15 protein-coding genes are annotated in these 22,081 nt (G+C 40.5%); 4 read left to right on the top strand and 11 right to left on the bottom strand.

All coding sequences use genetic code 11. The features are described from left to right. Positions 1-171 precede the first annotated feature (171 nt). From J0X13_RS07755 to J0X13_RS07710, 10 genes are all read right to left on the bottom strand, one after another. Positions 172-1,356 (bottom strand): MFS transporter, encoded by a 1,185-nt coding sequence (locus J0X13_RS07755; protein WP_207070897.1) that lies wholly within the window; start codon positions 1,354-1,356, stop codon positions 172-174. 352 nt (positions 1,357-1,708) lie between these two features. Next, the gene (locus J0X13_RS07750) at positions 1,709-2,509 is read right to left on the bottom strand and encodes a hypothetical protein (protein WP_207030065.1); all 801 of its coding nucleotides are present in this window, start codon (positions 2,507-2,509) and stop codon (positions 1,709-1,711) included. A 23-nt stretch (positions 2,510-2,532) separates the two neighbouring features. After that, positions 2,533-4,248 carry a SusD/RagB family nutrient-binding outer membrane lipoprotein gene (locus J0X13_RS07745; protein WP_207070896.1) on the bottom strand — a complete coding sequence of 572 codons (1,716 nt, stop codon included), beginning with the start codon at positions 4,246-4,248 and terminating at the stop codon, positions 2,533-2,535. Positions 4,249-4,277: 29 nt separating this feature from the next. After that, positions 4,278-7,520 carry a SusC/RagA family TonB-linked outer membrane protein gene (locus J0X13_RS07740; RefSeq protein ID WP_207070895.1) on the bottom strand — a complete coding sequence of 1,081 codons (3,243 nt, stop codon included), beginning with the start codon at positions 7,518-7,520 and terminating at the stop codon, positions 4,278-4,280. 365 nt (positions 7,521-7,885) lie between these two features. Continuing rightward, positions 7,886-8,368 (bottom strand): helix-turn-helix domain-containing protein, encoded by a 483-nt coding sequence (locus J0X13_RS07735; RefSeq protein WP_207070894.1) that lies wholly within the window; start codon positions 8,366-8,368, stop codon positions 7,886-7,888. Positions 8,369-8,442: 74 nt separating this feature from the next. Further along, positions 8,443-9,912, bottom strand: a complete 1,470-nt coding sequence (locus tag J0X13_RS07730) for a helix-turn-helix domain-containing protein (RefSeq protein ID WP_242535671.1) — start codon at positions 9,910-9,912, stop codon at positions 8,443-8,445. Positions 9,913-10,158: 246 nt separating this feature from the next. Beyond that, positions 10,159-10,893, bottom strand: a complete 735-nt coding sequence (locus tag J0X13_RS07725) for a hypothetical protein (protein WP_207070892.1) — start codon at positions 10,891-10,893, stop codon at positions 10,159-10,161. 45 nt (positions 10,894-10,938) lie between these two features. Next, positions 10,939-11,784 (bottom strand): DUF4412 domain-containing protein, encoded by an 846-nt coding sequence (locus tag J0X13_RS07720; RefSeq protein ID WP_207070891.1) that lies wholly within the window; start codon positions 11,782-11,784, stop codon positions 10,939-10,941. A gap of 424 nt (positions 11,785-12,208) precedes the next feature. Next, the gene (locus J0X13_RS07715) at positions 12,209-14,644 is read right to left on the bottom strand and encodes a response regulator (RefSeq protein WP_207070890.1); all 2,436 of its coding nucleotides are present in this window, start codon (positions 14,642-14,644) and stop codon (positions 12,209-12,211) included. Between the two features lie 314 nt (positions 14,645-14,958). Next, on the bottom strand, positions 14,959-16,581 hold the full coding sequence (locus J0X13_RS07710; RefSeq protein WP_207070889.1) for a M28 family metallopeptidase: 1,623 nt from the start codon (positions 16,579-16,581) through the stop codon (positions 14,959-14,961). Positions 16,582-17,147: 566 nt separating this feature from the next. Here J0X13_RS07710 and J0X13_RS07705 point away from each other — a divergent pair. From J0X13_RS07705 to J0X13_RS07690, 4 genes are all read left to right on the top strand, one after another. Further along, entirely contained in the window at positions 17,148-18,677 is a 1,530-nt protein-coding gene (locus tag J0X13_RS07705) for an amidase (protein ID WP_207070888.1), read from the top strand. A 555-nt stretch (positions 18,678-19,232) separates the two neighbouring features. Then, positions 19,233-19,427: a small ribosomal subunit protein bS21 gene (locus J0X13_RS07700; RefSeq protein ID WP_207070887.1), complete on the top strand. Its 195-nt coding sequence runs from the start codon at positions 19,233-19,235 to the stop codon at positions 19,425-19,427. A gap of 4 nt (positions 19,428-19,431) precedes the next feature. Then, the gene (locus J0X13_RS07695; RefSeq protein WP_207070886.1) at positions 19,432-20,166 is read left to right on the top strand and encodes an NYN domain-containing protein; all 735 of its coding nucleotides are present in this window, start codon (positions 19,432-19,434) and stop codon (positions 20,164-20,166) included. Positions 20,167-20,176: 10 nt separating this feature from the next. After that, the gene (locus tag J0X13_RS07690) at positions 20,177-21,043 is read left to right on the top strand and encodes a sigma-70 family RNA polymerase sigma factor (protein ID WP_207070885.1); all 867 of its coding nucleotides are present in this window, start codon (positions 20,177-20,179) and stop codon (positions 21,041-21,043) included. 101 nt (positions 21,044-21,144) lie between these two features. Here J0X13_RS07690 and J0X13_RS07685 read toward each other — a convergent pair whose 3' ends face one another. Continuing rightward, the gene (locus tag J0X13_RS07685) at positions 21,145-21,912 is read right to left on the bottom strand and encodes a DUF6090 family protein (RefSeq protein WP_207070884.1); all 768 of its coding nucleotides are present in this window, start codon (positions 21,910-21,912) and stop codon (positions 21,145-21,147) included. Between the last annotated feature and the right edge of the window lie 169 nt (positions 21,913-22,081).

The raw sequence follows: 22,081 nt of genomic DNA, 5'->3' as shown, positions 1-22,081 counted from the left end.
ACACCAAAAACATAAATTTAAGCACTATTTTAATATTGGTGTTTTTACAATATACAAAGTATTTTACATGGAATTCAAAGTTTGGGCAGCGAGGTTGATGGGATAGGTTTCTTCAATGGTTTACGGGAAGTAGGTGAAAAAGGGAGATTGTTCCCAATACCGGTTGAATCCCTAATTCTTTTTACTTTTTTGGGTGTACAAAATCGCCATCCCGATGCAGGCACCAATACATGCCAAAATACTTCCAACAACACTCGCATAGTTGAATCCAAGCCCAAATACCATGGGCAGCCCCCCTAAATAAGCACCTGAGGCATTCCCCATGTTAAAAGCACTTTGGTTCATGGACGAACCCAGTTTCTCCGCACCTTTGGCCGCTTTAATGATCGCGATTTGTATAGGGGCCGTAATGGAGAAGGTAATAACCCCAACAATAAAGCTTAGCACAAATATGGCAATCTGGTTACTGGCAAAAATGGAGTTTAAGAAGAGTATAGTGGTCATACTTAGCATACTAATGACCACTGATTTTACAGGGTTGAAGATTTCTACCATTCGTGCACCCAAAAAGTTGCCAAGGAACATTCCTACCCCCGCCACTATCATAATGTACCCAACATTTGCTTCTGGAAGTTTAGTTACATTGATCACCAACGGTGCAATGTAGCTATACCAGGCAAAGAAGCCTCCCGTACCAACTGTTGTCAAAACGATCAATGCCCATAGTTTTTTATTGCGCAGTCCTGGCGATGGACTTTGTGATTTGGGATTGTCCGCCTCTTCCAATTCCTTTTGCGGCATCCAAAAATAGAGACTGGACAAAGTTGCGATTCCTGCAATCCCAACAAGCATAAACGAATAGCTCCAATGTAATTCTTGACCAATATAGGTACCCAAGGGCACACCCAGAATATTGGCCACGGTCAATCCGGAAAACATAATGGCCATAGCTTGTGCGGACTTTCCAGGTTTGGCCAAGTAGCCAGAAACCACTGCTCCAATACCAAAAAAAGCACCGTGGGGCATACCCGATAAAAAGCGGAATAACATCATTGTCCAATAGTTGCCGGAAAAAGCAGACAGCGTATTGAACAGCGTAAACCAAAGCATTAGAAACAACAATGTTTTTTTGGGGTTCAAGCTGTTGGTGATACGTGCCATTACAGGAGCACCTATAACCACACCTAAGGCATAAATGGCAATAAAATGGCCTGCTTTGGGAATTGATATGTCCAACGAATCCGCAATGTTGGGCAGAATCCCCATGATCACAAATTCAGTTAGACCTATTCCGAACCCCCCTATGGCTAGAGATAAAAGGGCTTTTTTATTGGTAGATTGAGGGGTATTGTCCAAGCTTGTTTTCTTAAGGTGCAAAGGTAAGCCCTAAGAATTGAAAGTGATGCAAGAATTTTTGCTTAATTCTATTTTGAATTACCTCCTAGAAAAAAGAAAAAACAGCCTTGAGGATTGGACTAATTCAAATACATTCAAAAAATGAAACAAATACTTTTGAAAAGATATTTTGGGTTTCAAGGCTGTTTTGAAGATTGTTTTTTTAGTTACCTCTAAACTACATCAACACCCGGTTTTTTTCGGAAATCCTCAACAACTAGTACTAATCCCGACCGATAAGAACCATTTTTACGACCAAACAAAAGACCCGCTCCAATTGGAACGGGTCTTTCTTTTGAACAAAATGTAAAAATCAATTGATACATGGAGATGGGTTAGGGCCAAAAGGACCCAGTACTTCACCCTCCGGTGTTTCAATAGTGTAAACGTGTTCTTCTTCAAAAGCTCCACTCGTGTATGAAATTACCAATTCACTTGTGCCTTCTGGAACATCAACATTGAACGTTGCTGCATCACCGGCAGTAAAGGTGTAATCCGTGGCTACGCCGTCGATTTCGAAAGTCACAAAGGCACCATCCCAGCCATCACCAAAAAGGTCTTGCATTTCTATAATCCATGTGCCGGGTACTGTGGTTCCTGAAATAGGGGAGCACTTTACCAAAACGATAAAGTTAAACGCTTGGAGTTGCTCTGGTTGGCCCGTTACGGTGGCACTGTAATTTTCTACAGTGGTCTCTGTGCCGTCAACCCCTGTCGATTTCCCTAAAAACCGGATAAAATCACCTCCAGAAATGTCATCTACCGTTATGCCCAAAGCACTTGCTATGTCCGTATAAGGGATGGAGATATCACTAGGAAACTCCGTAATCGTCGCTAGTTGTACCGTATCTGTGGAGACACCTCCTGATTCCAAGGTTACGCTCAACTCCCAGGAAGCGACGTTATCGCTTGGGTCGTCAACGGTCCCTGAAAAAGTGGAAGAGGCAAGGTCGCCTTTGGCCACAATGGTCTCGTCCAAAAGGATTCGCACATACGGTGCTGCCGAATCATCGAGTTCGAACACATTGAGGGGATTTTTGTCACTGTCCTCGCATGCTGCAATTCCCAAAACTAGGAGAACAAGACCGAATATATATTTAAAGTTACTTTTCATCTGTATTGTTTTTTAGTTAGAAATCAATCAACGAATCCTTCAGGGTTTGTGTCCCAGAACACTGGGGTACTTGGAGTACTTTTCTGTGTGATGTTCGTGTTACTGTCCGCTGCTGTCTGTGAGTACCACATAGATCTTAGGAACGTTCCTGGGTCAGGTGTGGTAAATGCAGGGGTGAGATTGTCCGGTTGACCGGTTCTTCGGTAAGTGTTGTAAGCTTCTATACCATTGCACCACAGTGCTATAAAATATTGCTCTACAATAATGCGGAGTTTGTCCGTATTGTCCCCAGCATCGTAATTGGCCAGTATTTCAGCAACATGATTATCGATTGCCGTTGCGTTTGCCTCGTACCCCGTGCCACTGGCCAACGGTGCTCCGAAGTTTGCTACGGTACCCATGGATTGTCTGATTCCTGTTTCTAGGTAGTCCCTTGCATTTCCTGTTGTATTCAATGTCAATGATGCTTCCGCCAACATGAAATAGGTGTAGGAAGACATTAGGATAGGTGAAATACCTGCGCCTGCCAAGCCTTCGTTAACTGCGCTGGAACCGGATACATTTCTAAAGGAGTTATCGTCAAAAGGACCTCCAACGGGATATGTGCCATGTAATGTTCTAAAGGCATCATCTGGTGGAATACCATCGTCATCCAAGTGGTTTCTTCCCCAATATCCGCTCAAGCCATTGGTAGAGGGTACCAAACAATAAGGTTGGGTAGGGTCCCACCACGCTGGAAGGGATATTTCGGTAACACATTCTTTGGTGACTACATCTGCACCCGAAAAATCCGATTGTTGTCTGTAGAAGTAATACCTGATTCTTGGGTCGGGCTCACTGTACTGATTGGCCATCAAATCCATATAGTAGTTGGAAGTGTAAAAGTCGGAACTTGGCCCGGCACCATCATAATTGGCATCAAAATAAGGATGTCTACTATCTGGTGAGGCATTGTTGGTGCCCCACTGGAAGAAGAAATCATCGGAAGCATCTAAAATCAGTTGGTTACCACTGATCAACTCGTTGATTCGAGAAGTGGAGACCGATGCCCCAAAACCTTCGGCACTGGCCAAACGAGTTTGCAAGTAAAGTTTAAGGCGCATGGTATTGGCCACTTTCTTCCATTGTCCTTCGTTACCATTGTAGAAAAGATCATCCAATGGCAATGAAGTTTCATCTTTGTTGAGATTGGCTATGGCATCAACCAAAAGTTGGTCTGCTGCCTGATAAATGGAAGCTCCTGAATCCAACGAGGGATTTAGTATGCCTTCGCCACCTGCCACTGCTTCTGAGTAAGGTACATCTCCGAAGAAGTCCACCATGGACATCATAATGTACGCCTCCAAAATTTGACCGATGGCGATATGGGTATATTGCCCCGCTTCTTCAGCCAAGGGATTCATGGTTCTGATATCGATCAATGCTCGTGCATAAACGTTGTCCCAAACCCTATCAAAATCCGATGGGTCGTAATTCTCACGGTAGGTCGGTCCAAAACCGTGCTGCATTCTCACCGGCTCCATACCAAACTGGCTGAGGCCGTTTTCCGCACGCCCCTCTTCACCAGAGTGGATCTGTGCTGTCATCAGCTGTATTTGATTCAAAAAGAAATCAACGCTCGCCTGCGACGGATTTAATGCATTAGGACTCTCCACAACATCCAAAGAAGTTGTCTCACAGCCCAACATAACTGTCAGTGCAGCGATTAGGAGACTTAGTATATTTGATATTTTTTTCATAATATATTTTTTGATTCTGTTAGCTGCTATTAAAATGATGCTCTTACGGTAAGACCATATCTTCTTGTAGATGGTCCAGTGAAGAAATCAATCCCTTGTCCGTTACCTACACCGGTACTAGATGAGTTGGTGTCGTAGCGGATATCATCCGGGAAGTTCACCGCTTTGTACCATAGGTTGGAACCGGATAGTGTTAAGGATAAGCTGCCAAAAGGTGTTTTATCCAACATTTTCTTTGGAATGGAGTATCCTAAAGAGGCTTCCTGTAAACGAATGGTTGTTCCGTCAAAAATATTTACCTCGTTTATACTACCGGCGAAAAAGGTATTGAACCCAAACTCGGTGGAGGATATGGCAACGTCGTTCGGTGTACCATCGGCAAAAACCCCAGGTAACACATAATTGGACTCCCTGTGAATTGGGTCATCGGCATCAACTACTCCACGACCAATCAAACCTGCTGTGGTAACGGAATAGACATCACCTCCGTGACGATACTGTAGGTTAGCCGATAGGGTGAAGTTCTTGAACGTTATCGTTGGGATAAGGGCTGTGGTCCAATCGGGGTTGGGGTCACCTATTTCGGTGATGTTGTTGTCCACTAAATAGCGCCCGTTGCTGCCTACCACTTTATTTCCATTGTCATCTCTTTGAATGGTGCTTCCCAACAGTACGCCAAATGGCCTACCTTCCACAGCATAGTTTGCTGCTTCACCGGAAACGGCAAATGTCAAAAGAATGTTGTTTGTGCCTTCGGCCAGGTCGGTTACGGTGGTTTCACTGGCGGTAAAGTTTCCAGCAAGGTTAAATCCAATACCAGCTTCACTTTCTCTAAGAATATTCAGATCATAGTCGGCCTCGATACCTTTGGTTTCTACTTCACCTATGTTCACAAAAGTGGAACGGAAACCGGTCGAACTATCCAAAGTACGGTTGGTGATAAGGTCTGTAGTCGATTTTTGGTACAAACTCAGATTAAAATTAAGTCTGTTGAACAAACGTGTATCCAAACCAATTTCCAACTCCTGTACTCGCTCTGGAGATAAATCCCTGTTACCCAGCACATCGGAAACGGTATTTCCGGAAACAACATTTCCGTTGAGGTCCACAAATGTTCTTGCACCCAACGATAGTACATCCCTTGTGTTGAAAGGGGTTGGGAAACCTGCAGAGGATCCATAACCCACCCTAAGTTTGGCATAGTTCAGTACATTGCCCTGCAAGGCGGGAAATGCTGTTGTCGGAATAAAGGAAAGGCTGGCTCCAGGATAGAACAACGAATTGTTTTCCCTTTCCAATGTGGAGGACCAATCGTTTCTTCCCACAACATTTAAATAGAGCAAATCTTTATAGGATAATGTGGCATCCAAATAAACACCGACCAAGTTTTCTTCAAAATTCTGGTTCAGGTTGCTGCCCGAAAAGGAGTTGACCGATGAAGGGGTTGTAAAGTTAAAGTGCTCCAGAACTCCAAAAACCAATTGTCCCTGACTTTCTATACCATCTTGTGCATAGGTGTCCCTTCGACTATTGGCGCCAAATGTTGCGGTTAGATTCAAATCTTCGGAAAGACTTTTTTCTGCACTCAAGATAAGGTCGTGGTTCCAAATGGAATTTCTTACGGAGGTTGTTCTCAAAATACCCAATGTAGGTCCGTCGACACCACCTCTGTTCTGTCCGTAGAAGTTCAACTCGGTATAAGTATCCAAACCAACACGGTAGGTAAGGTTCATCCAGTCGTTTATTGCGTAGCTCATGGAAACGTTACCGGTAAAGCGGTCGGTTTCCTGAGACGTTTTTGAGTTGGCTACGGTCCAATACGGATTTTGGATGTCGTTTCCAGATCTGTAGTAAAGACTTCTACCATCCGCTGCTTGAAACGGAATATTGGTCAAATCCACACTTCTTGGCGTATATAGGACATCACCGAATATGGCGGAACCATTAAAAGCAGCACCACTACCTGTACTTACAGCATTGGGAGGGGATTTATACCCTGTTCTTGCAAAATTAAAGACTCCAGATACGGTAAAGTTATTTGATAAGGTAGCATTACCACCTAAACTAAAGTTGTTACGGAGCAATCTGTTGCCCGGTGTAACCCCTATGTCTTCTGTGCGTCCATAGTTGGCGTTATAATTTACTTTTTCTGAACCTCCTCGAACATTTACAGATGTGCTGTACACATAACCTGTCCTAAAGAATTCCTCTACACCATTATAGGGTTTATACGGGTATTCAGTATCCAAAAGGTCTTCGTAGCCGGCAATTAAAGTTGGGTCTGCAATATAGTTGAACGGGTGTCTTAGAAGTGCTACACCGTTAGCCCCAGTACGAATAAATTGTCCCGCTTGGGCTATTCCGTCATCATCGGTACGATCAAAACGCGGTCCCCAGTTACTAAAGAAAAATCCGAAACCTTGGTGGAACCCTCCTCCGTAATTATCTTGGAATTTTGGAAGCACGGCATTGGACATAAATACTGATTGGGTGACGGATACCTCGGTTTTAGAGGGGGCATCTCCAGAGGCCGCACCTTTGGTGGTGATTAAAATCACCCCGTTTCGTCCTCGGTTACCATATAATACCGTGGCACTTAGTCCTTTTAGGACACTTACACTTTCTATATTGTTTGGGTCGAGGTCCAAGAATCTACTGGATTCTGTATTTCCATCCAAAAAATTGGTTTGTGTGTTGGTTCCGGAATCAAATGGAATACCGTCCACAATAAACAGCGGTTGGTTGGATTGTGTTGCGGAAGAATAACCTCGAATAATGATGTTGGTACCTGAACCGGACATACCGTTGTTGGAGGTAATGTTAACCCCGGCAACTTTTCCGTTCAAAACACGAGCTACATCAGCTTCTGGTCTCGATTCCACTTTTTCGGATTCCACTGTGGTCACCGAATATCCCAGGGAGCGTTTCTCCCTAACAATACCCTGTGCGGTTACCACTACTTCTTCAAGTTGGGAAGCGTCTTCTTGCATTTGCACGTCCAATGTGCTTGCTGCGCCAACACTTATTTCCTGTGTTCTTTGTCCCAAATAGGAAAATACGAGTACATCTCCCTCATTGGCTTCAATGGCATAGTTTCCATCAAAATCGGATTGTGTACCCCGTACGGTACCCTTTACAATAATGTTTACACCGGGCAAGGGTACCCCTTCTTGGTCGGTGACCGTTCCGGTAACCGTTTTTTCTTGAGCATGGGCAAATGCTATCGATAGACACATGGCCAACAGCGCTCCAAACAGTTTCTTTACTTTCATACGAATAAAGTTTTGTTAGTAATTTGACATGAGTTAGGGCAACTGAGAAAGGTGGGCGGCGCTAGGAAAATGATAGCTAATTCAAATAATACTTCTGGGAAGTGAACAAAACTCAATGGATTTTGTTTTTTAAGAAGTAGAGCCTCTCACCGCCCTACCTTTACAATTGCATAACAAAACAACCTATAAGTGCATTGTGCCGGGTACTTTTTAAACGGCGAGAACCTTAAAAAAAGGGATGCCCATAGGGAAGTACCTTTTTTAACAGATACGGATGGATATGGTGACCATTTGATAATAGGTGTAAAAAAACCTCTTGGAATTCCAAGAGGTTTTTGCAAATAGCTTAAACTATTTGGGCACTGCTACGCCACCTGTACTTCGTGTTGCCTGACGAATCCAATATTTGTAGCAGCTCTGTAATCGTTGGGACTAAGCCCTGTGATTTTCTTAAAGGCACTGTAAAAGCTGTTTTTACTGTTAAAACCTACTTCGTACATAATGGCCTTTACGCTTAAAGAGGGTTCAGAAACCAATAGCTTTTTTGCCTCCCTTATTCTATATTCATTTAAAAAAGAATAAAAGTTTTTGGAGAAATAGGTGTTGATCACTTGGGATACCTTATATCTATTGTCTTGAATATGGTCCGAAAGGATATCCAAACAAATGGTATTGTTCCTGTAAATCTTATCTTCCTCAAAGGCTTTTTTGATTTTACTGCGAATTACCAAGGCTTCTTCTTCCGTTAATCCAGACTTCTTGTACTTTTCATGACTGTTTACGGGGTTGAGTGTCTGGCCCTCCCGCCCCTTGTACTTAAAAACGAATTGTTCTAGTAGTCGTTTCATATGATTGATGATTTTTGATTGATGACTACTAGTTAGCTATAAAACCCTTGTTTTTCGGTGTTCCCGATAAGAATTTACCCCTGTTTTAGGTTGTTGAGGTATTCGCTTGGGGTAAGTTGGGTATCCTTTTTAAAAGCTTTGTTGAAAGACACTTTGTTGTTGTACCCAACTTCATAGGCAATGTCAATAATGTTGAGTTCGTGTTCTTTTTCAAGAAGTTCTTTGGCCTCTTGAATACGATGGGAGTTTACAAACTCCCTAAAGCTCATATTAAAGTGTTCATTGATCAACTGAGATGCATTATGGCGGGTGGTATCCAGTTTATCGGCTACCATATCCAAGTTGATGTCGTTGTTCCGATATAATTTTTCCTTTTGGAAAAGGTCGCTTAAGTTTTGTTTAAGTTCTTGGGAAAGGCTCTCCGTGAGACCGGATTTCACGTATTTTGGGAATAATCGGTTGGTATAGGAGTAACGTCCGCTAAATACGTCGGGTTGCACGTTTGCTGCGTACCCAATATAAAGGACCATAGTGCTCATCAGAACTATGGGTGCATGATAGAATATACCACTGTTTATACCAGCAATAATATACGCTCCATAAACTAGATACACCGCTACATAGCTAACATGGATCAAGTAGATGTTTTTTTGCCAAATCCTGGTTTTTTTATTCAAACCTTCTTTGTTTCTGGTCAGAATCCAATGCACAAATAAAGCATAGACCCCCAACGAAATTGCTTTTAGAGAAACCAATAACAATAGTTTGGTCGAGTCTCCTGGGTTTAAGCCTTCTTCCAGTCGCTGCAACATTTGTGTTACCTTTTGGGCACCGGAAAAGCCATAAACTGTGAAAAATAAATATATGGTAAGCACAACGGTAGGTAAAAAGTGCCAAAGATCTTTTTTGTTAAGGTCGCTTGATTTGGATACCCTTTTGTAATATAAAAAAAGGAGCGGGCCGTATAAAAAGGAGGACCAAGTGGACATGAGGTAGGTATGTGGGAACTCGAACACATAATTGGTTTGGTTGACACATATGTTTAAAATAAACAGAGAGTGAATAAAGACAAAAGTTGCAATAAGAATCCTGGCCTGCTTGTCGATCTTTTTATTGATCAACAGGACAAAAGTGACATAAAAACCAATTAAGCAAACAAAAAGGTAAAAAATGGACCAACCTGTGAATTTCGGCAATACTGTTCCGGATAGTTTGGCGAAGCTTTGTTCTCTTCGGATACCATCAAAATCCTCATGCAACAAAAATGTGGGCTGAAAATCTATTTTAAAATAGTCGTAAATGTAAGAGATGGACTCTTCTGTATTGTCCAATGCGGCCTCACTAAGCGCCAACTTTTTTAGAATGTGGATTTTTTCTTCCTCATTGGTTGCCTCAAGGTTCTTTTTGTATATGGGAACTGCTTCTTCAAAACGATGGATATTGAAATAGTAGTCGGCCCAATCCAGGGAATCCTTAAAAGTTTCGGCGGTAGGCGTAGGTATGCCTGCATAACCACTGCTAACGGTAATGCCAAAGGCTAACATGGAGTTTAGCCACAGAAATAGTAAGACAATATAGTTGGTTAATTGTCTCATTTTTGATTGATGATGAATTAGGCATTAACAATTTATGAAAATAAGACGTTAAAAACGTTAACAAACTATTAAACTGGGTAAGCCCCGATAAAAGTTTACCTTTCAAACATGAGTAACAGCAAGGTTTTCTAGGGTAACCCATAAAAAAGCTGAAAAAATCTTCTCAGCTCTTTCAAGATGGTTTTTTATAAAATCTCAATCATCCTTAATAAATGAATAGGTGATGTTTTTAGGAATTTCGGGCAGTGTTATATATTCAATTTCCTGAGGATAGGTCTTACCTTCTTTATCTTTAAAAACTTTTTTGATTTCATATTTTACAATATTCCAACCTTCTTTAAACTCCAGATTATAGGTTGTGTTCTTCTCATAAAATTCCTCTTGGTTAAGTGCGTAAGCTTTTTGTTTACAGTTGCCTTTAACAGCCCCTGGACGATCCACAAAATACCAGTCCACATAATATCCTGGTGTAAAGGCATAGGTGCCAATGTTCATTAAAGATTTTGCAAACTCAGCTGAGTTGACCGCAAAGAAGTAACCCAATCGTTTTTTCTCACTCATATTCACCAACATAAACGCTCCCATTTGGGATAATCTGGAAATGGGTTGGTTACCGTTTTCCACCATTAGGGAATCTCCAAAGCAGTTGAACAACTTGTCGACGGTCATTAAAGATGCAGTCCAACCATCGTTATCCTTTTTGTTCTCTTCTTCGAGTTCCTTTTTTACATAATCCAAAAAATTGGGGTTTAAAGGAATTTTAAAGTTACCTTGATCATCAACGGAACCGATTACTTTTGGTTGCATCAGACCAGTTATAATGTCCCCAGAGCCAACTTCCCAATCGGGAATTGTTCCTGTAAAATCTTGTTGGGCCAAAACGAATTGGCCGATCAGTAGGAGTGGCAATAACAAGGCTGTTTTTTTCATATTCATTAAGGTGTTGTAAATAGAATTGTTTGAGAGGTTTTCTGATTATTGATTACCAAACGTGGAATAATCAGCTTTTTTAATAGAGAATGGTTGCTCTTCCAATTGCACGCAGGTCATCGTCATGTTGTTTTTGTCATTCTCCTTGTCCTCCATGATCATTTCCATGACCAAGCCTTCATTGTCACCTTCTTTTAACCAATCTACTTGGAAGCCCTTGGGCATCTGATTGCTTTTACCGTATATGTCGATAAAGCTTACTTCGGTATCAAAAGTATTGTAAAGGGTAAACTTGTATTTGTCATTTTCCATTACATAGCCTTTACAGTCGTACCCCAGTACTGTTTTGCCCGCTATTTCGGTCATGGTGTAATTGGAAATGTCCATATCCTCGTTCATTTCTTCTACATTGATATCATCAGGGATTTTTGTCACGGAGGCAAATTTATTCCCATCGTTGTCCATAAAAATGACCGTTAAGAGCTTGGACATATCATAGATCATGAACATATCCATGCCTTGGTTCATTTTTGCACCCCAGTATGGCGCATCTTTTTTCAGGTAATATGCAATGTCCATTTCGCTTTTGGACCTGGCCGCATCAATTTTCATTTTATATACCCACTCAAATTGGTATTCATCGGGAACATCATCCATGTTTCCCATTTCTCCACCTATTGGGACCGGGCTGTTTTTGTTGAATTCGGGATCCAACATTTTGTCCATTGCCTTACTGGCCTTTTGGGCAGCCTTATCGGCAACCTTATCCGTTACGGTCCGCTCAACTCTATCCGAAACTTTTTTCTTTAGTTTTTTAAAGAATTGTGCGTTAGCTCCTTGTGCAACAAATAATACAATCAAGATTGAATAAATTACTTTCTTAGTGTTCATTGTTCTGAGGTTTTAATTTTTAGTGTTCCCTGCATTTTTCGATTACAGGAGTATGAATAATTTTTTCACCATCAAAGGATTAAAAACAAACAGGTATCCATTTGCATTAGCCTCCCATTAAGCGATCAGGTTCGTGTAAGTACTAAAGTCTGATTTGTTCTTATAACCGTGACCCTTCGCGAAATTTCAAGAGTATTTGGAGACACCATAAATCAAAAATTGAAATTATGACTCTTTGAAAAATCGCATGGTCAACGGTTTACTATTGTGTTTGTTTGGTAGGATTGGAGGCTGTTCGAAACATCAATGTATTTAGATTACTATATATTTTTATAGTCAATGGCTTACTACAATAATAAGCACCATTACCCATTAGTGATATGCAATATGTAACAATTGATGGAAGAAATGTAACAATGGTTTGTTATTGATTATGAATGGATTGGCTGTACTCCAATGGTGTTTTGTTGTAAGTCTCCTTAAAACATTTTATAAAATAGGAAGGGGTGTTAAAGCCAACGGAGTAAGCAATCTCATTTATATTGGCTTTTGAATTCTCCAACATGGCCAAGGCTTGTTTCAATCTTTGTGATCTTATAAAGTTGGAAGTCGATAGGTTGGTATAGGCCAATAATTTCCGATGCAACTGCATTCGGCTGATTCCAAGCATTTCACTTAGTTTGGCCGCATTAAAATCTGAATTGGAAAGTTCTTTGTCCAAAATCTTTTGAATTTTGTTCAAAAAGGCCTCCTCTGCAGAGGTTATGGAAATGTCATTTGGTTTTAAAACCAACTCCTTACTGTATCTATCACGAAGAGCTTTTCTTACTTCAATAAGGTTAGCCAACCGTTTTTCCAAAATGGGCAATTTGAAAGGTTTGACTATAAAATCGTCCGCCCCGGATTTTAAGCTTTTAAGCTCCTGTTCTTCGCCTACTCCTGCCGTAAGCAAGACAATTGGGATATGACTCGTTCTTTGGTCCTGTTTTAGTTGATTGCACATCGTGATCCCATCCATTACCGGCATTTTAATATCGGATAAAATTACATCGGGTATCAACCGTAATGCTTCTTCGATTCCAAGTTGACCATTTTTAGCTTCATAAATGGAATAGTTGGTCTTAAGCGAGGACCTTATAAAATCCCGTACATCTTTATTGTCCTCGACCACAAGTAAAATAGGGAGTCCATCCTTGGTTTCCTCCAAATGGGAAGACCGATTTTCTACTGACCCATTATTTTCCACCATTAATTTTGGAGTCTTTTGGGGAACAGCTACAAAATCATTCGGTGAGAACGATGTTTTGCTTATGGGAATCTGAACGGTAAACTCAATGGTATTGTCTTCTTTGGCCGAAACATCAATACTTCCTTTGTGTAATTGCACCAGTTCCTTGACCAATGATAACCCAATTCCGGCTCCCTCAGCGTACTCATTGTTTTGGTAGAACCTGTTGAATAACTTATCCAGGGGTATTTCGGAAATATCATCTACCGAATTTCGGATTTTAAGAAACAGTTTCTTGTCCTTTTTCAATGCATCCAGTTCACAGATGCCATTTTCAGGGCAATACTTGAGTGCATTGGAAAGTAAATTGGTAACAATTTTTTCTATGATATCCTCATCAAACCATGCCTTTGGGATGGATTGAATATTGTAGGAATACTGTATTTTTTTAGCACTTGTCTTGAATTCAAAAGAGCTGGCTATAAAGTTTATGAGAAGACCTAAGTGGCCCTGGTTGACCTTTAACTTTAACCTTCCCTTGTCGAGTTTTGCAAGATCGAGCAGTTGATTTACCAAGGACAAAAGACGACTGGCATTACGTTTTATCATGGAAAACAAATTGTAATCGGCATCAGATAGATTGCCTTCTCTCAATTTTGCTTCGGTCGGTCCCGAAATCAATGTCAAAGGGGTTCTAAACTCGTGGGAAATATCTACATAGAGCTTGGATTTTAATTGTTGTTCCTTCTCCAATAAAGAGGTTTTCTTTTCCAGTTCTTTTGTCCTTTCGGCTACGAGTTCGGAGAGTTCCTCGTTTAATTTTTTGGAGACCTCTTCATTCTCCTTAAGCTGCTCAATATATTTTTGCTTTACCTCATCCTTTTCTTTTTCAATTAGGCTAAACTTGTATCCGAGCCCTAAGGAAAAACATATCATTTCCAAAAATGTACCCAATTGGGAGGCATTAAAAGTGTAAAAGCCCAAAAGATGATGAGAGGTAACGTTTTCCGAGAAATTATGTCCTTGTGCGGCATAAACTCCTAAAATTGAAAAGGCAAATAGAAATAGGTTGGCAAAGAGCACATAATACCTCAAATTTGACTTGATCACCAAAAATGCCCTGATCAATGCCATTAAAGTATAAAGGTGCATGGGTATCATCACAAAATGTTGGTACCGTTCCACGACCTCCAATTGATCGGTAAAAAGGGTAAACAAAAAAATGAGTCCGGCAATCATGTACAGTAGCTTGGAAAATATATTGAGCCTGGATGCGAACGCCCTGTCATATTTTTCAATCTCCGCAAAAATGTTGATGAACTTTACATACACCCCGGTAATGACCAATAGCAAAGGCGTGAGTAAATAGTAGTAATAAGATTGCCCTAAATTGAACAAATCAAACTTTACAACCGAATCTGTTCTCAGGAAAAAGTAAATGGTGAAAATTATGAGGTAAACTGCGTAGTATAGGTAATCTTTTTTCTTGTTTTGGATATACAAAAGCAGCATATAAACCCCCATAACCAAAAAGGCCCCTAGAAAAAATACAGAGGTGAATATGGCCTTGGAGGCGGCTTTATATTCGTTTAGGGTGAATAGTTGTTCGCCCGACTGTTCTTGTGAAAACATGACATTGCAGCAAAACAAAAGCAATAGTGGGAACAGTGTTTTTACTTTTATTTGTAAGCCTACAATTTTCAAAGTACCGGTTTGTGTGAGGATTTGATTGAAATTTTAATCGATTATACACCAATTGGTGCAAAATCAATGCATTTACATTCCTTATAAATGTAAAAAATAAAAAATGGCTTATTTGCTGGTTAGGATTTTCTATAAAGGAAAAAGCCGTGAACCTGCGCTGATGGCTTTCTTTCTGGCTAGTAAAAGTTTGGATTGTGGCAATTGTTTATTTGAACTTTTTGGTTCCAAGCAATGGCCACCCTTTATTCACGCGCCGCTTTAAACTCACTGCCATCGTACCATTTTGGAAAATAATCATCGTTGGCCAATTTCAATCCGACCTCAAAAAGTAACTGAAGGTCCAATCGCACTCCACTTAATTCCGTGGTTTCAGCATCGTATTCATCAGATGGCTGATGGTACTTGTGCAAACGATAATTATCATTATACTTTTTGATGTCATCAATGCTAATATCAAATCCTTCATAAGCACCACTTGCATACAAGGCCGGGATTCCGATTTTGGCAAAATTAAAATGGTCCGATCTAAAGAAGTATCCCTTTTCCGCCTCTGGATCTGGAATAACGTACCTATCTTGTTTTTCGGCAGCTTCCTTGGCATATTCATCCATTTCAGAGTGACCATAACCGGTAATGGTCAAGTCTTTCATTTTTCCCGGACTGTCCAGAGCGTCAATATTAATGTCCGCCACTGTTTTCTTGGGGTCGTAAATGGGGTTTTCGGCATAATAGGCGGAGCCTAACAGCCCTTGTTCCTCTCCAGTAACGGCAATAAAGACAATGGAACGTTTTGTAGGGCCATTTTTCTTGAACGCTTCTGCTATAGCCAATAAACCTGCAGTACCGGATGCATTGTCCACAGCACCATTATAGATTGAATCGCCATCAATGGCCTTACCAATACCAAAATGATCCCAATGCGCGGAGTAGATAATATATTCGTCCTTTCTTTCGGTTCCCGGTATAAGTGCCACTACATTTTTAGAGTTATCTTTTTTGATTTCATTTTTAATGTCCACCGTAACACTCAGATCCAACGGAATCGGTTTAAAGTCCTTGTTCCTGGCCAGGGTTTTGTAATCCTGACCCTTCATGGAGGAGGCATTGAACATTTTTTCGGCACTTTCCCCACTTATCCAGGATTCGACATTTAAAAGAGGCATATCACTTTCTATGGTCAACCGAGCACCGCTCCAGCCAGATTCTATCACATTCCATCCATAAGCGGCCGGTTCGGTATCGTGTATAATGATAAGTCCATCAGCACCTTGCCTGGCAGCTTCCTCATATTTATATGTCCAACGTCCGTAATACGTCATTTCATTGCCTTTGAACAGGGTTGAATCCCCAGATTTAAAACCTGGGTCGTTTATCAGCACCACAGCCGTTTTACCCTTCCAGTCGATACCTTCATAATCATTCCATCCATATTCGGGGGCAACAACCCCATAACCTGCAAAAACAAGCTCTGAATTGTCAAGGCCGACTTCAGTTTCGGGTTTGTTTGTTGTGGCCACAAAATCTTTTAAGTATTCCAGATTGATATTTCCATTTTTACCTGAAATCACCATGTTCTCGGAGGGTGTTCCTGTTATTTCCACCATGGGAACATCTTGAGAAAAGCTATTGCCATTACCGGGTAAAAGGCCTAATTTTTCAAATTCGTCCCTTAAATAGTTCACGGTCTTCACTTCACCTTCGGTAAATGGTTTTCTCCCTAGAAATTCATCCGATGCCAGACGTTCAATCTGTTTACCAATCGTAGTTTGGTCAACCTCAACGATGTCTGCGTTTGACCTTTTGTCGTTGTCACAACTACAAAAAAGTACAGCTACCACTAAAATTTTTAAATAGTTCTTAATCATATGCTTTATAAATTGAAGTTAGGTTTGATCATTTCTAATATGTTCATTGCGTTGTATGTACTGTTTGAACATTTCCAAACTGATGTATATTCGATGTATTGGTTTGTGGCGCCAATAAAATCCCAATGAACACAAGAACAATTTCGCTAATAGCATAAATCAGATATCCGCTGAATTTGTTTTCAGCCAACAAGGGTTGTCTTATTCTTCTAAAGAATTTTATCACTGGAGGTTGGTTTCCCTAAAGATATGATATTTATAAAATTAGAAGATCGGTGTATAAGTTCGGTAAAAGCGAATTGCACCTTATATTTCTCGAAAATGGAACATTGACAACGGTCCAAAACGACTGTCGGTTTCGGATTTTATTCAATTCCAAAATGTCCATACAAAAAAACATTATGGGAAATGGATGGCGGCAATGTTTCGAATGTTGTACCTTTTTAAGGTCAAGGACAAACCTTGCTCACAAGAAAAATGAATCCCAATATTGCTTTTATTGCGAAAAAGGGAACCTTGACATCCTAAAAAAGAACAATAGAAAAATATAAAACCAACCATCCCCTATGATTCGTAACCCTCTTGTTTTCCTGTTGCTGCTTGTCACTTTGCTCGGATGTAAAACCAGTGAACCCGCCGAACCGATCGATGTTACGGAACTGACCATTTCAGAGATTCACGACGCTTATAAAAGCGGCACTTTCACTGCACAGCAATTGACCAAGGCCTATTTGGAGCGCATTGCTCTGCTGGATAGCAATACCAATGCATTGACCACCATTAACCCAGAGGCACTTGACATTGCCAAACAGTTGGATGCCGAATTTGAGAAAACAGGTGTCCTGCGCCCCCTACAGGGTATTCCGATCATTGTAAAGGACAACATAAACACAGAGGGAATGCCTACCACGGCGGGTTCCTTGGCTCTTGCCGATTACTTTCCTGAAGAGGATGCTCCCATCATCAAAAAACTGAAACAAGCAGGTGCCATTGTTTTGGCAAAGTCCAATATGGCCGAGTGGGCCTTTTCGCCCATGCACTCGGAAAGTTCCACACACGGGACTACACGCAACCCATACAATCTGGATTACGTTCCGGCGGGATCCAGTGGCGGTACGGGAGCTTCGGTGGCGTCCAATTTCGGGACGGCCGGTTTGGGAACGGATACAGGAAACTCTATTCGCGGACCATCTTCCCACAACGCCTTGGTCGGGTTTAGGACCACCCTTGGATTGATCAGCAGGACAGGAATAGTTCCCCTGTACCTAAGAAACGATGTGGTGGGGCCCATGTGCCGTACCGTGGAAGATGCCACAAGGGTTATGGAGGTTATGGTCGGGGTTGACCCAGAGGATCCCATTACCGAGCATTCCAGAGGAAAAACATATACCGACTACCGGCAATTTCTTGTGAAAGATGGGCTCAAGGGAGCACGAATAGGGGTGCTGCGTGAATTGAGCGAACATGAGGTGGACCCAGAGATAAAAGCCTTGTTTGAACAGGCGCTACTGGATTTGGATTCTTTGGGAGCAGAAATTGTGGATCCCTTTGATGTGCCTGGTTTTGACACCTTGCGTCAAGATCAATGGTGCGCAACTTTCAAGAAGGATTTGGAGCATTTTTTGGCCACCTATGTAAAACGGGATACCATACAAACCTTGGAAGACATTGTTCGGATAGGTACCAAATCTGAATTTGCCAAACAACGGCTATCCTCACAAAAAGACCATGATGGTAGATGGGGCGATTCGGATGTGCCTTGTGGAGATGCGTATCACGATATTAAAAGAATCGCTTTTAGGAAAGCCATGGAAAACGCCATGGACTCCTTGAAACTGGATGCCGTGGTTTACCCTTCGTGGAACAACAAGCCAGCACATATAGACAAGTTTCAGGAAGAGTATAGGGGCGACAACAATCAGGTCATCTCACCCCATACCGGTCAACCTGCCTTTACGGTGCCCATGGGATACACAAGTGGCAATTTGCCTGCGGGCATCCAGTTTTTGGGAAGGATGTACGCCGAACCTGTTTTGATAAAACTGGCCTACTCCTATGAGCAGGGTACCCATCACAGAAAACCGCCAAAACTTTGATCATGGATGAACCCACCAAAAAGTAATCGTTTATTTGAACTTTAGATTAAATCGGCTTTTGTATTTCTCCACGAAATCATTACCATCTTTCACATCTGTGGTATATCAACCTTCAATTAAAACTGGACCGTACTTGGCTTAAAGGTAAGAGATGGTTTTGTTATCTTCAAGGTAGTAAAGTATTAACCTCTTTTCTCAATTCCTTATCAATTAAATAGTGTTGCCGTAATATCCAACTATGATCTGATTGGATACATTTATTTGATTTTAAATAACTTAAATCCGATTTAAATCCGTTACTTTACGCCACAATAAAATTATGGACGAAAATTATACCTGTCCTTAAATAAAAAAGACTGCCCAACATATCACCTTAATTCATAAAGGGCCACTTCTTAATTATTTTTCGCTTGTACCAATATTCGAATTTCGTAGGCTGTTAGGCCGTTCAACGAAATTATAGTTGTTATCCACCTTAAAGTTCCAAACCTATACTGGACTCTTTTTTGCTTTCAGCTTCATAATGGTTTGTACATCATTTCTAAAATATGCTATATGCTTAAAATTAAAATTGTACCTGGAGAGAATATTGATAGGGCTCTCAAAAGATATCGGAAGAAGGTTCGAAATACCAAACAGCTAAAACAAATTCGGGACAATAAAGAGTTTACAAAAAAATCAAAGGAGAAAAGGGAACAGATGGCCAAAGCGGTTTACCTCAATGAATATAAACTAAAGGAGGAGGAATAGATTGATGGAAAAGGATTTAAACTTGGCTGTTTTAATAGATGGCGATAATATTCCATCGAGATATGTCAAGGAAATGTTGGAGGAGATCGCAAAATATGGCAACCCTAGTATCAAAAGGATTTATGGTGATTGGACAAAACCAAGTCTGGTGAAATGGAAGGATGTACTCCTTAAAAATGCCATTACACCTGTTCAACAGTACGGATACACCACTGGTAAGAATGCCACTGACAGTGCGATGATCATTGATGCCATGGATATACTTTACTCTGGGAAAGTCAATGGGTTTTCCTTGGTCTCTAGTGATAGTGACTTCACTCGATTGGCCATTCGATTGAGGGAGGCAGGAATGACCGTTTTTGGAATAGGTGAACGCAAGACACCTGACCCTTTCATAGTTTCGTGTGATAAGTTCATATATCTTGAAATCTTACATAAAAGCACTACTGATGAATTCCAGACAATTAAAAAGGCGAAAATTGATCCTGTTGATAAAATAACCCAACAGGTCATCCATTTGATTCTTGCCACTATTTCGGATTTGGAGGATGAAGATGGCTGGGCCTTTTTAGGAGAGGTAGGTGCCCTATTACAAAAAAAACAACCCAATTTCGATGCTCGGAATTTTGGGTTTAGAAAACTGACTCCGCTTGTAAAATCCATCAACCAAATTCAAATTGAAACACGAAAAAATCCCAAGGGCAATGGTAACCTGATTTATGTAAAGTCATTGGTTTAAAATTTAATTTATGAGAGCACTTACCATATCCAAACAGATTACCAACAGGGAAAATCATATCCTGTCAAAATATCTCAATGATATAAGTCGAATTCCGTTGATTACTGCGGAAGAAGAGGTGGAACTAGCCGTTCGGATTAGGAATGGTGATGCCAAGGCATTGGAGAAACTTATTGTTTCAAACCTGAGGTTTGTGGTATCCGTTGCAAAACAGTATCAGTCTCGAGGCCTCACTTTACATGACCTTATCATGGAAGGCAATCATGGATTGGTAAAGGCTGCCTCCAAATATGATGAGACCAGGGGGTTTAAGTTTATATCCTATGCCGTATGGTGGATTCGCCAAGGCATTATTCATGCCGTTTCAGATAAATCTAGAATGGTCCGGTTACCCTTGAACAAAATAAATGTCATAAATAAAATAAATGAGGTAACAACAAAGTTTGAGCAATCGCACCAAAGACCTCCAACTGCTGATGAAATTTCAGAATTGATTGATTTTTCGCTTTCTGAAATCCAACTTTGTTTGGAACATTCTTCTTGGCCAATCTCCATGGATAAGTCCCTGCGACCTGAAGAGGAAGGCTATAGTTTATACGATATTATTGAATCCGATGGTTTTAATAGTCCAGATCAAAACTTGGTTAATACTTCATTACAGATAGAAGTTGGCGGAATTTTGGAATTACTGTCCAATAAAGAGGCTTATGTGATTAAGATGCTGTATGGAATTTGCGGGGAAAATCCTGTGGGAATAGAGCAAATTGCCAATGATTTGGACCTAACAACAGAAAGGGTTAGGCAGATTAAAATAGAAGCATTGAAAAGATTACGTAAATCTTCAAAAATAAACCTTCTAAAGGAGTATATGGATTAAGTTCATAATCAGGATTAATCCAGTTTTAGCATCGTTTATTTGAACTTTGGCAACGTAAAGTTAATGCGGTCGCACTCCGCATATACATTGTTGTACTTTCGTTAATTTCTGATATTATTTTTTCTTAATTCCAGGTCTATTTCAGCTACCAATTCTTTGCTATTTGCAAGTATTTCTGTGATGTACCTTCGCTGGACTCCATTAACAGCGTTTATCACATGACCATAGAATCTGGATAAGGCTAAATAGGTAGGTGAATTATGATTGCTGATCCAAGTGGTATCAATACTTGTAATATCGAATGATTCGTCTCTGTAGTGCCTCTTTATAAAATCAAAATGGTCTAAATTGGAGGCTTTATAATACTCCCGTGAATCTTCATTGATCTCTCTAAAGTTTTGTTGATACAATTCTATCAAAGCATAATGATCACTCAAATCATTTAGCAAAACCCTGTTCGTAATAATGTAAATACCACTGGTATTAATCATTTCATCATAGGTCTTTCTACTTACTGCAAAACTTTGCCAACGGAATTGAATGAGGGAATCAAGGGTTAAAATGTCCTTTACTGATTTTGCTTCAAGTAATAATTCCCACCCTTTTTCTTGATTGGATTGATAAACAGCTAAAATGGAATCTCTCAACGTTAAATCCTGTATATCCAAATTGATATCATCTTTCAGTTTTTGAAGAAAGGATAGTTCCTTTTCACGTTCTTTTCTATCTCCGTTAAAATCGTTTAGCTGAATGGCTATTAGAATACCGATTACCACAAGAATGATCTCACCGATAGCATAAATCAGATACTTGCTGATTTTGTTATCAGAAAGTAACTTTTGTCTAATTTTTCTAAAGAACTTGATCATTAGAGGTTGGTTTCTCTAAAGATATGATTTTTATGAAATTAGGGTGGCTAAATAAATTAAGGGTAAGGTTTTTTGGGGTGTTTGGCAATCGTTTATTTGAACATTGGGATTAAATCATTAATGAATATTATTTATCGTTTTTTGTTATCTTTCAAAAATGGATTTGTGA

Origin of the sequence: [Muricauda] lutisoli (nom. illeg.) (assembly GCF_017313105.1) — a bacterium.
Classification (GTDB): domain Bacteria; phylum Bacteroidota; class Bacteroidia; order Flavobacteriales; family Flavobacteriaceae; genus Flagellimonas; species Flagellimonas lutisoli.
This window is presented reverse-complemented; position numbering and strand designations above follow the sequence as displayed.

What these genes read in the sequence shown, in the direction of transcription:
- J0X13_RS07730 (WP_242535671.1), bottom strand. Translation starts at nt 9,912, where the DNA reads ATGTTAGCCTTTGGCATTACCGTTAGCAGTGGTTATGCAGGCATACCT.
- J0X13_RS07695 (WP_207070886.1), top strand. Translation starts at nt 19,432, where the DNA reads ATGGAAAAGGATTTAAACTTGGCTGTTTTAATAGATGGCGATAATATT.
- J0X13_RS07690 (WP_207070885.1), top strand. Translation starts at nt 20,177, where the DNA reads ATGAGAGCACTTACCATATCCAAACAGATTACCAACAGGGAAAATCAT.
- J0X13_RS07750 (WP_207030065.1), bottom strand. Translation starts at nt 2,509, where the DNA reads ATGAAAAGTAACTTTAAATATATATTCGGTCTTGTTCTCCTAGTTTTG.
- J0X13_RS07700 (WP_207070887.1), top strand. Translation starts at nt 19,233, where the DNA reads ATGCTTAAAATTAAAATTGTACCTGGAGAGAATATTGATAGGGCTCTC.
- J0X13_RS07725 (WP_207070892.1), bottom strand. Translation starts at nt 10,893, where the DNA reads ATGAAAAAAACAGCCTTGTTATTGCCACTCCTACTGATCGGCCAATTC.
- J0X13_RS07715 (WP_207070890.1), bottom strand. Translation starts at nt 14,644, where the DNA reads ATGTTTTCACAAGAACAGTCGGGCGAACAACTATTCACCCTAAACGAA.
- J0X13_RS07735 (WP_207070894.1), bottom strand. Translation starts at nt 8,368, where the DNA reads ATGAAACGACTACTAGAACAATTCGTTTTTAAGTACAAGGGGCGGGAG.
- J0X13_RS07745 (WP_207070896.1), bottom strand. Translation starts at nt 4,248, where the DNA reads ATGAAAAAAATATCAAATATACTAAGTCTCCTAATCGCTGCACTGACA.
- J0X13_RS07720 (WP_207070891.1), bottom strand. Translation starts at nt 11,784, where the DNA reads ATGAACACTAAGAAAGTAATTTATTCAATCTTGATTGTATTATTTGTT.
- J0X13_RS07710 (WP_207070889.1), bottom strand. Translation starts at nt 16,581, where the DNA reads ATGATTAAGAACTATTTAAAAATTTTAGTGGTAGCTGTACTTTTTTGT.
- J0X13_RS07705 (WP_207070888.1), top strand. Translation starts at nt 17,148, where the DNA reads ATGATTCGTAACCCTCTTGTTTTCCTGTTGCTGCTTGTCACTTTGCTC.
- J0X13_RS07685 (WP_207070884.1), bottom strand. Translation starts at nt 21,912, where the DNA reads ATGATCAAGTTCTTTAGAAAAATTAGACAAAAGTTACTTTCTGATAAC.
- J0X13_RS07740 (WP_207070895.1), bottom strand. Translation starts at nt 7,520, where the DNA reads ATGAAAGTAAAGAAACTGTTTGGAGCGCTGTTGGCCATGTGTCTATCG.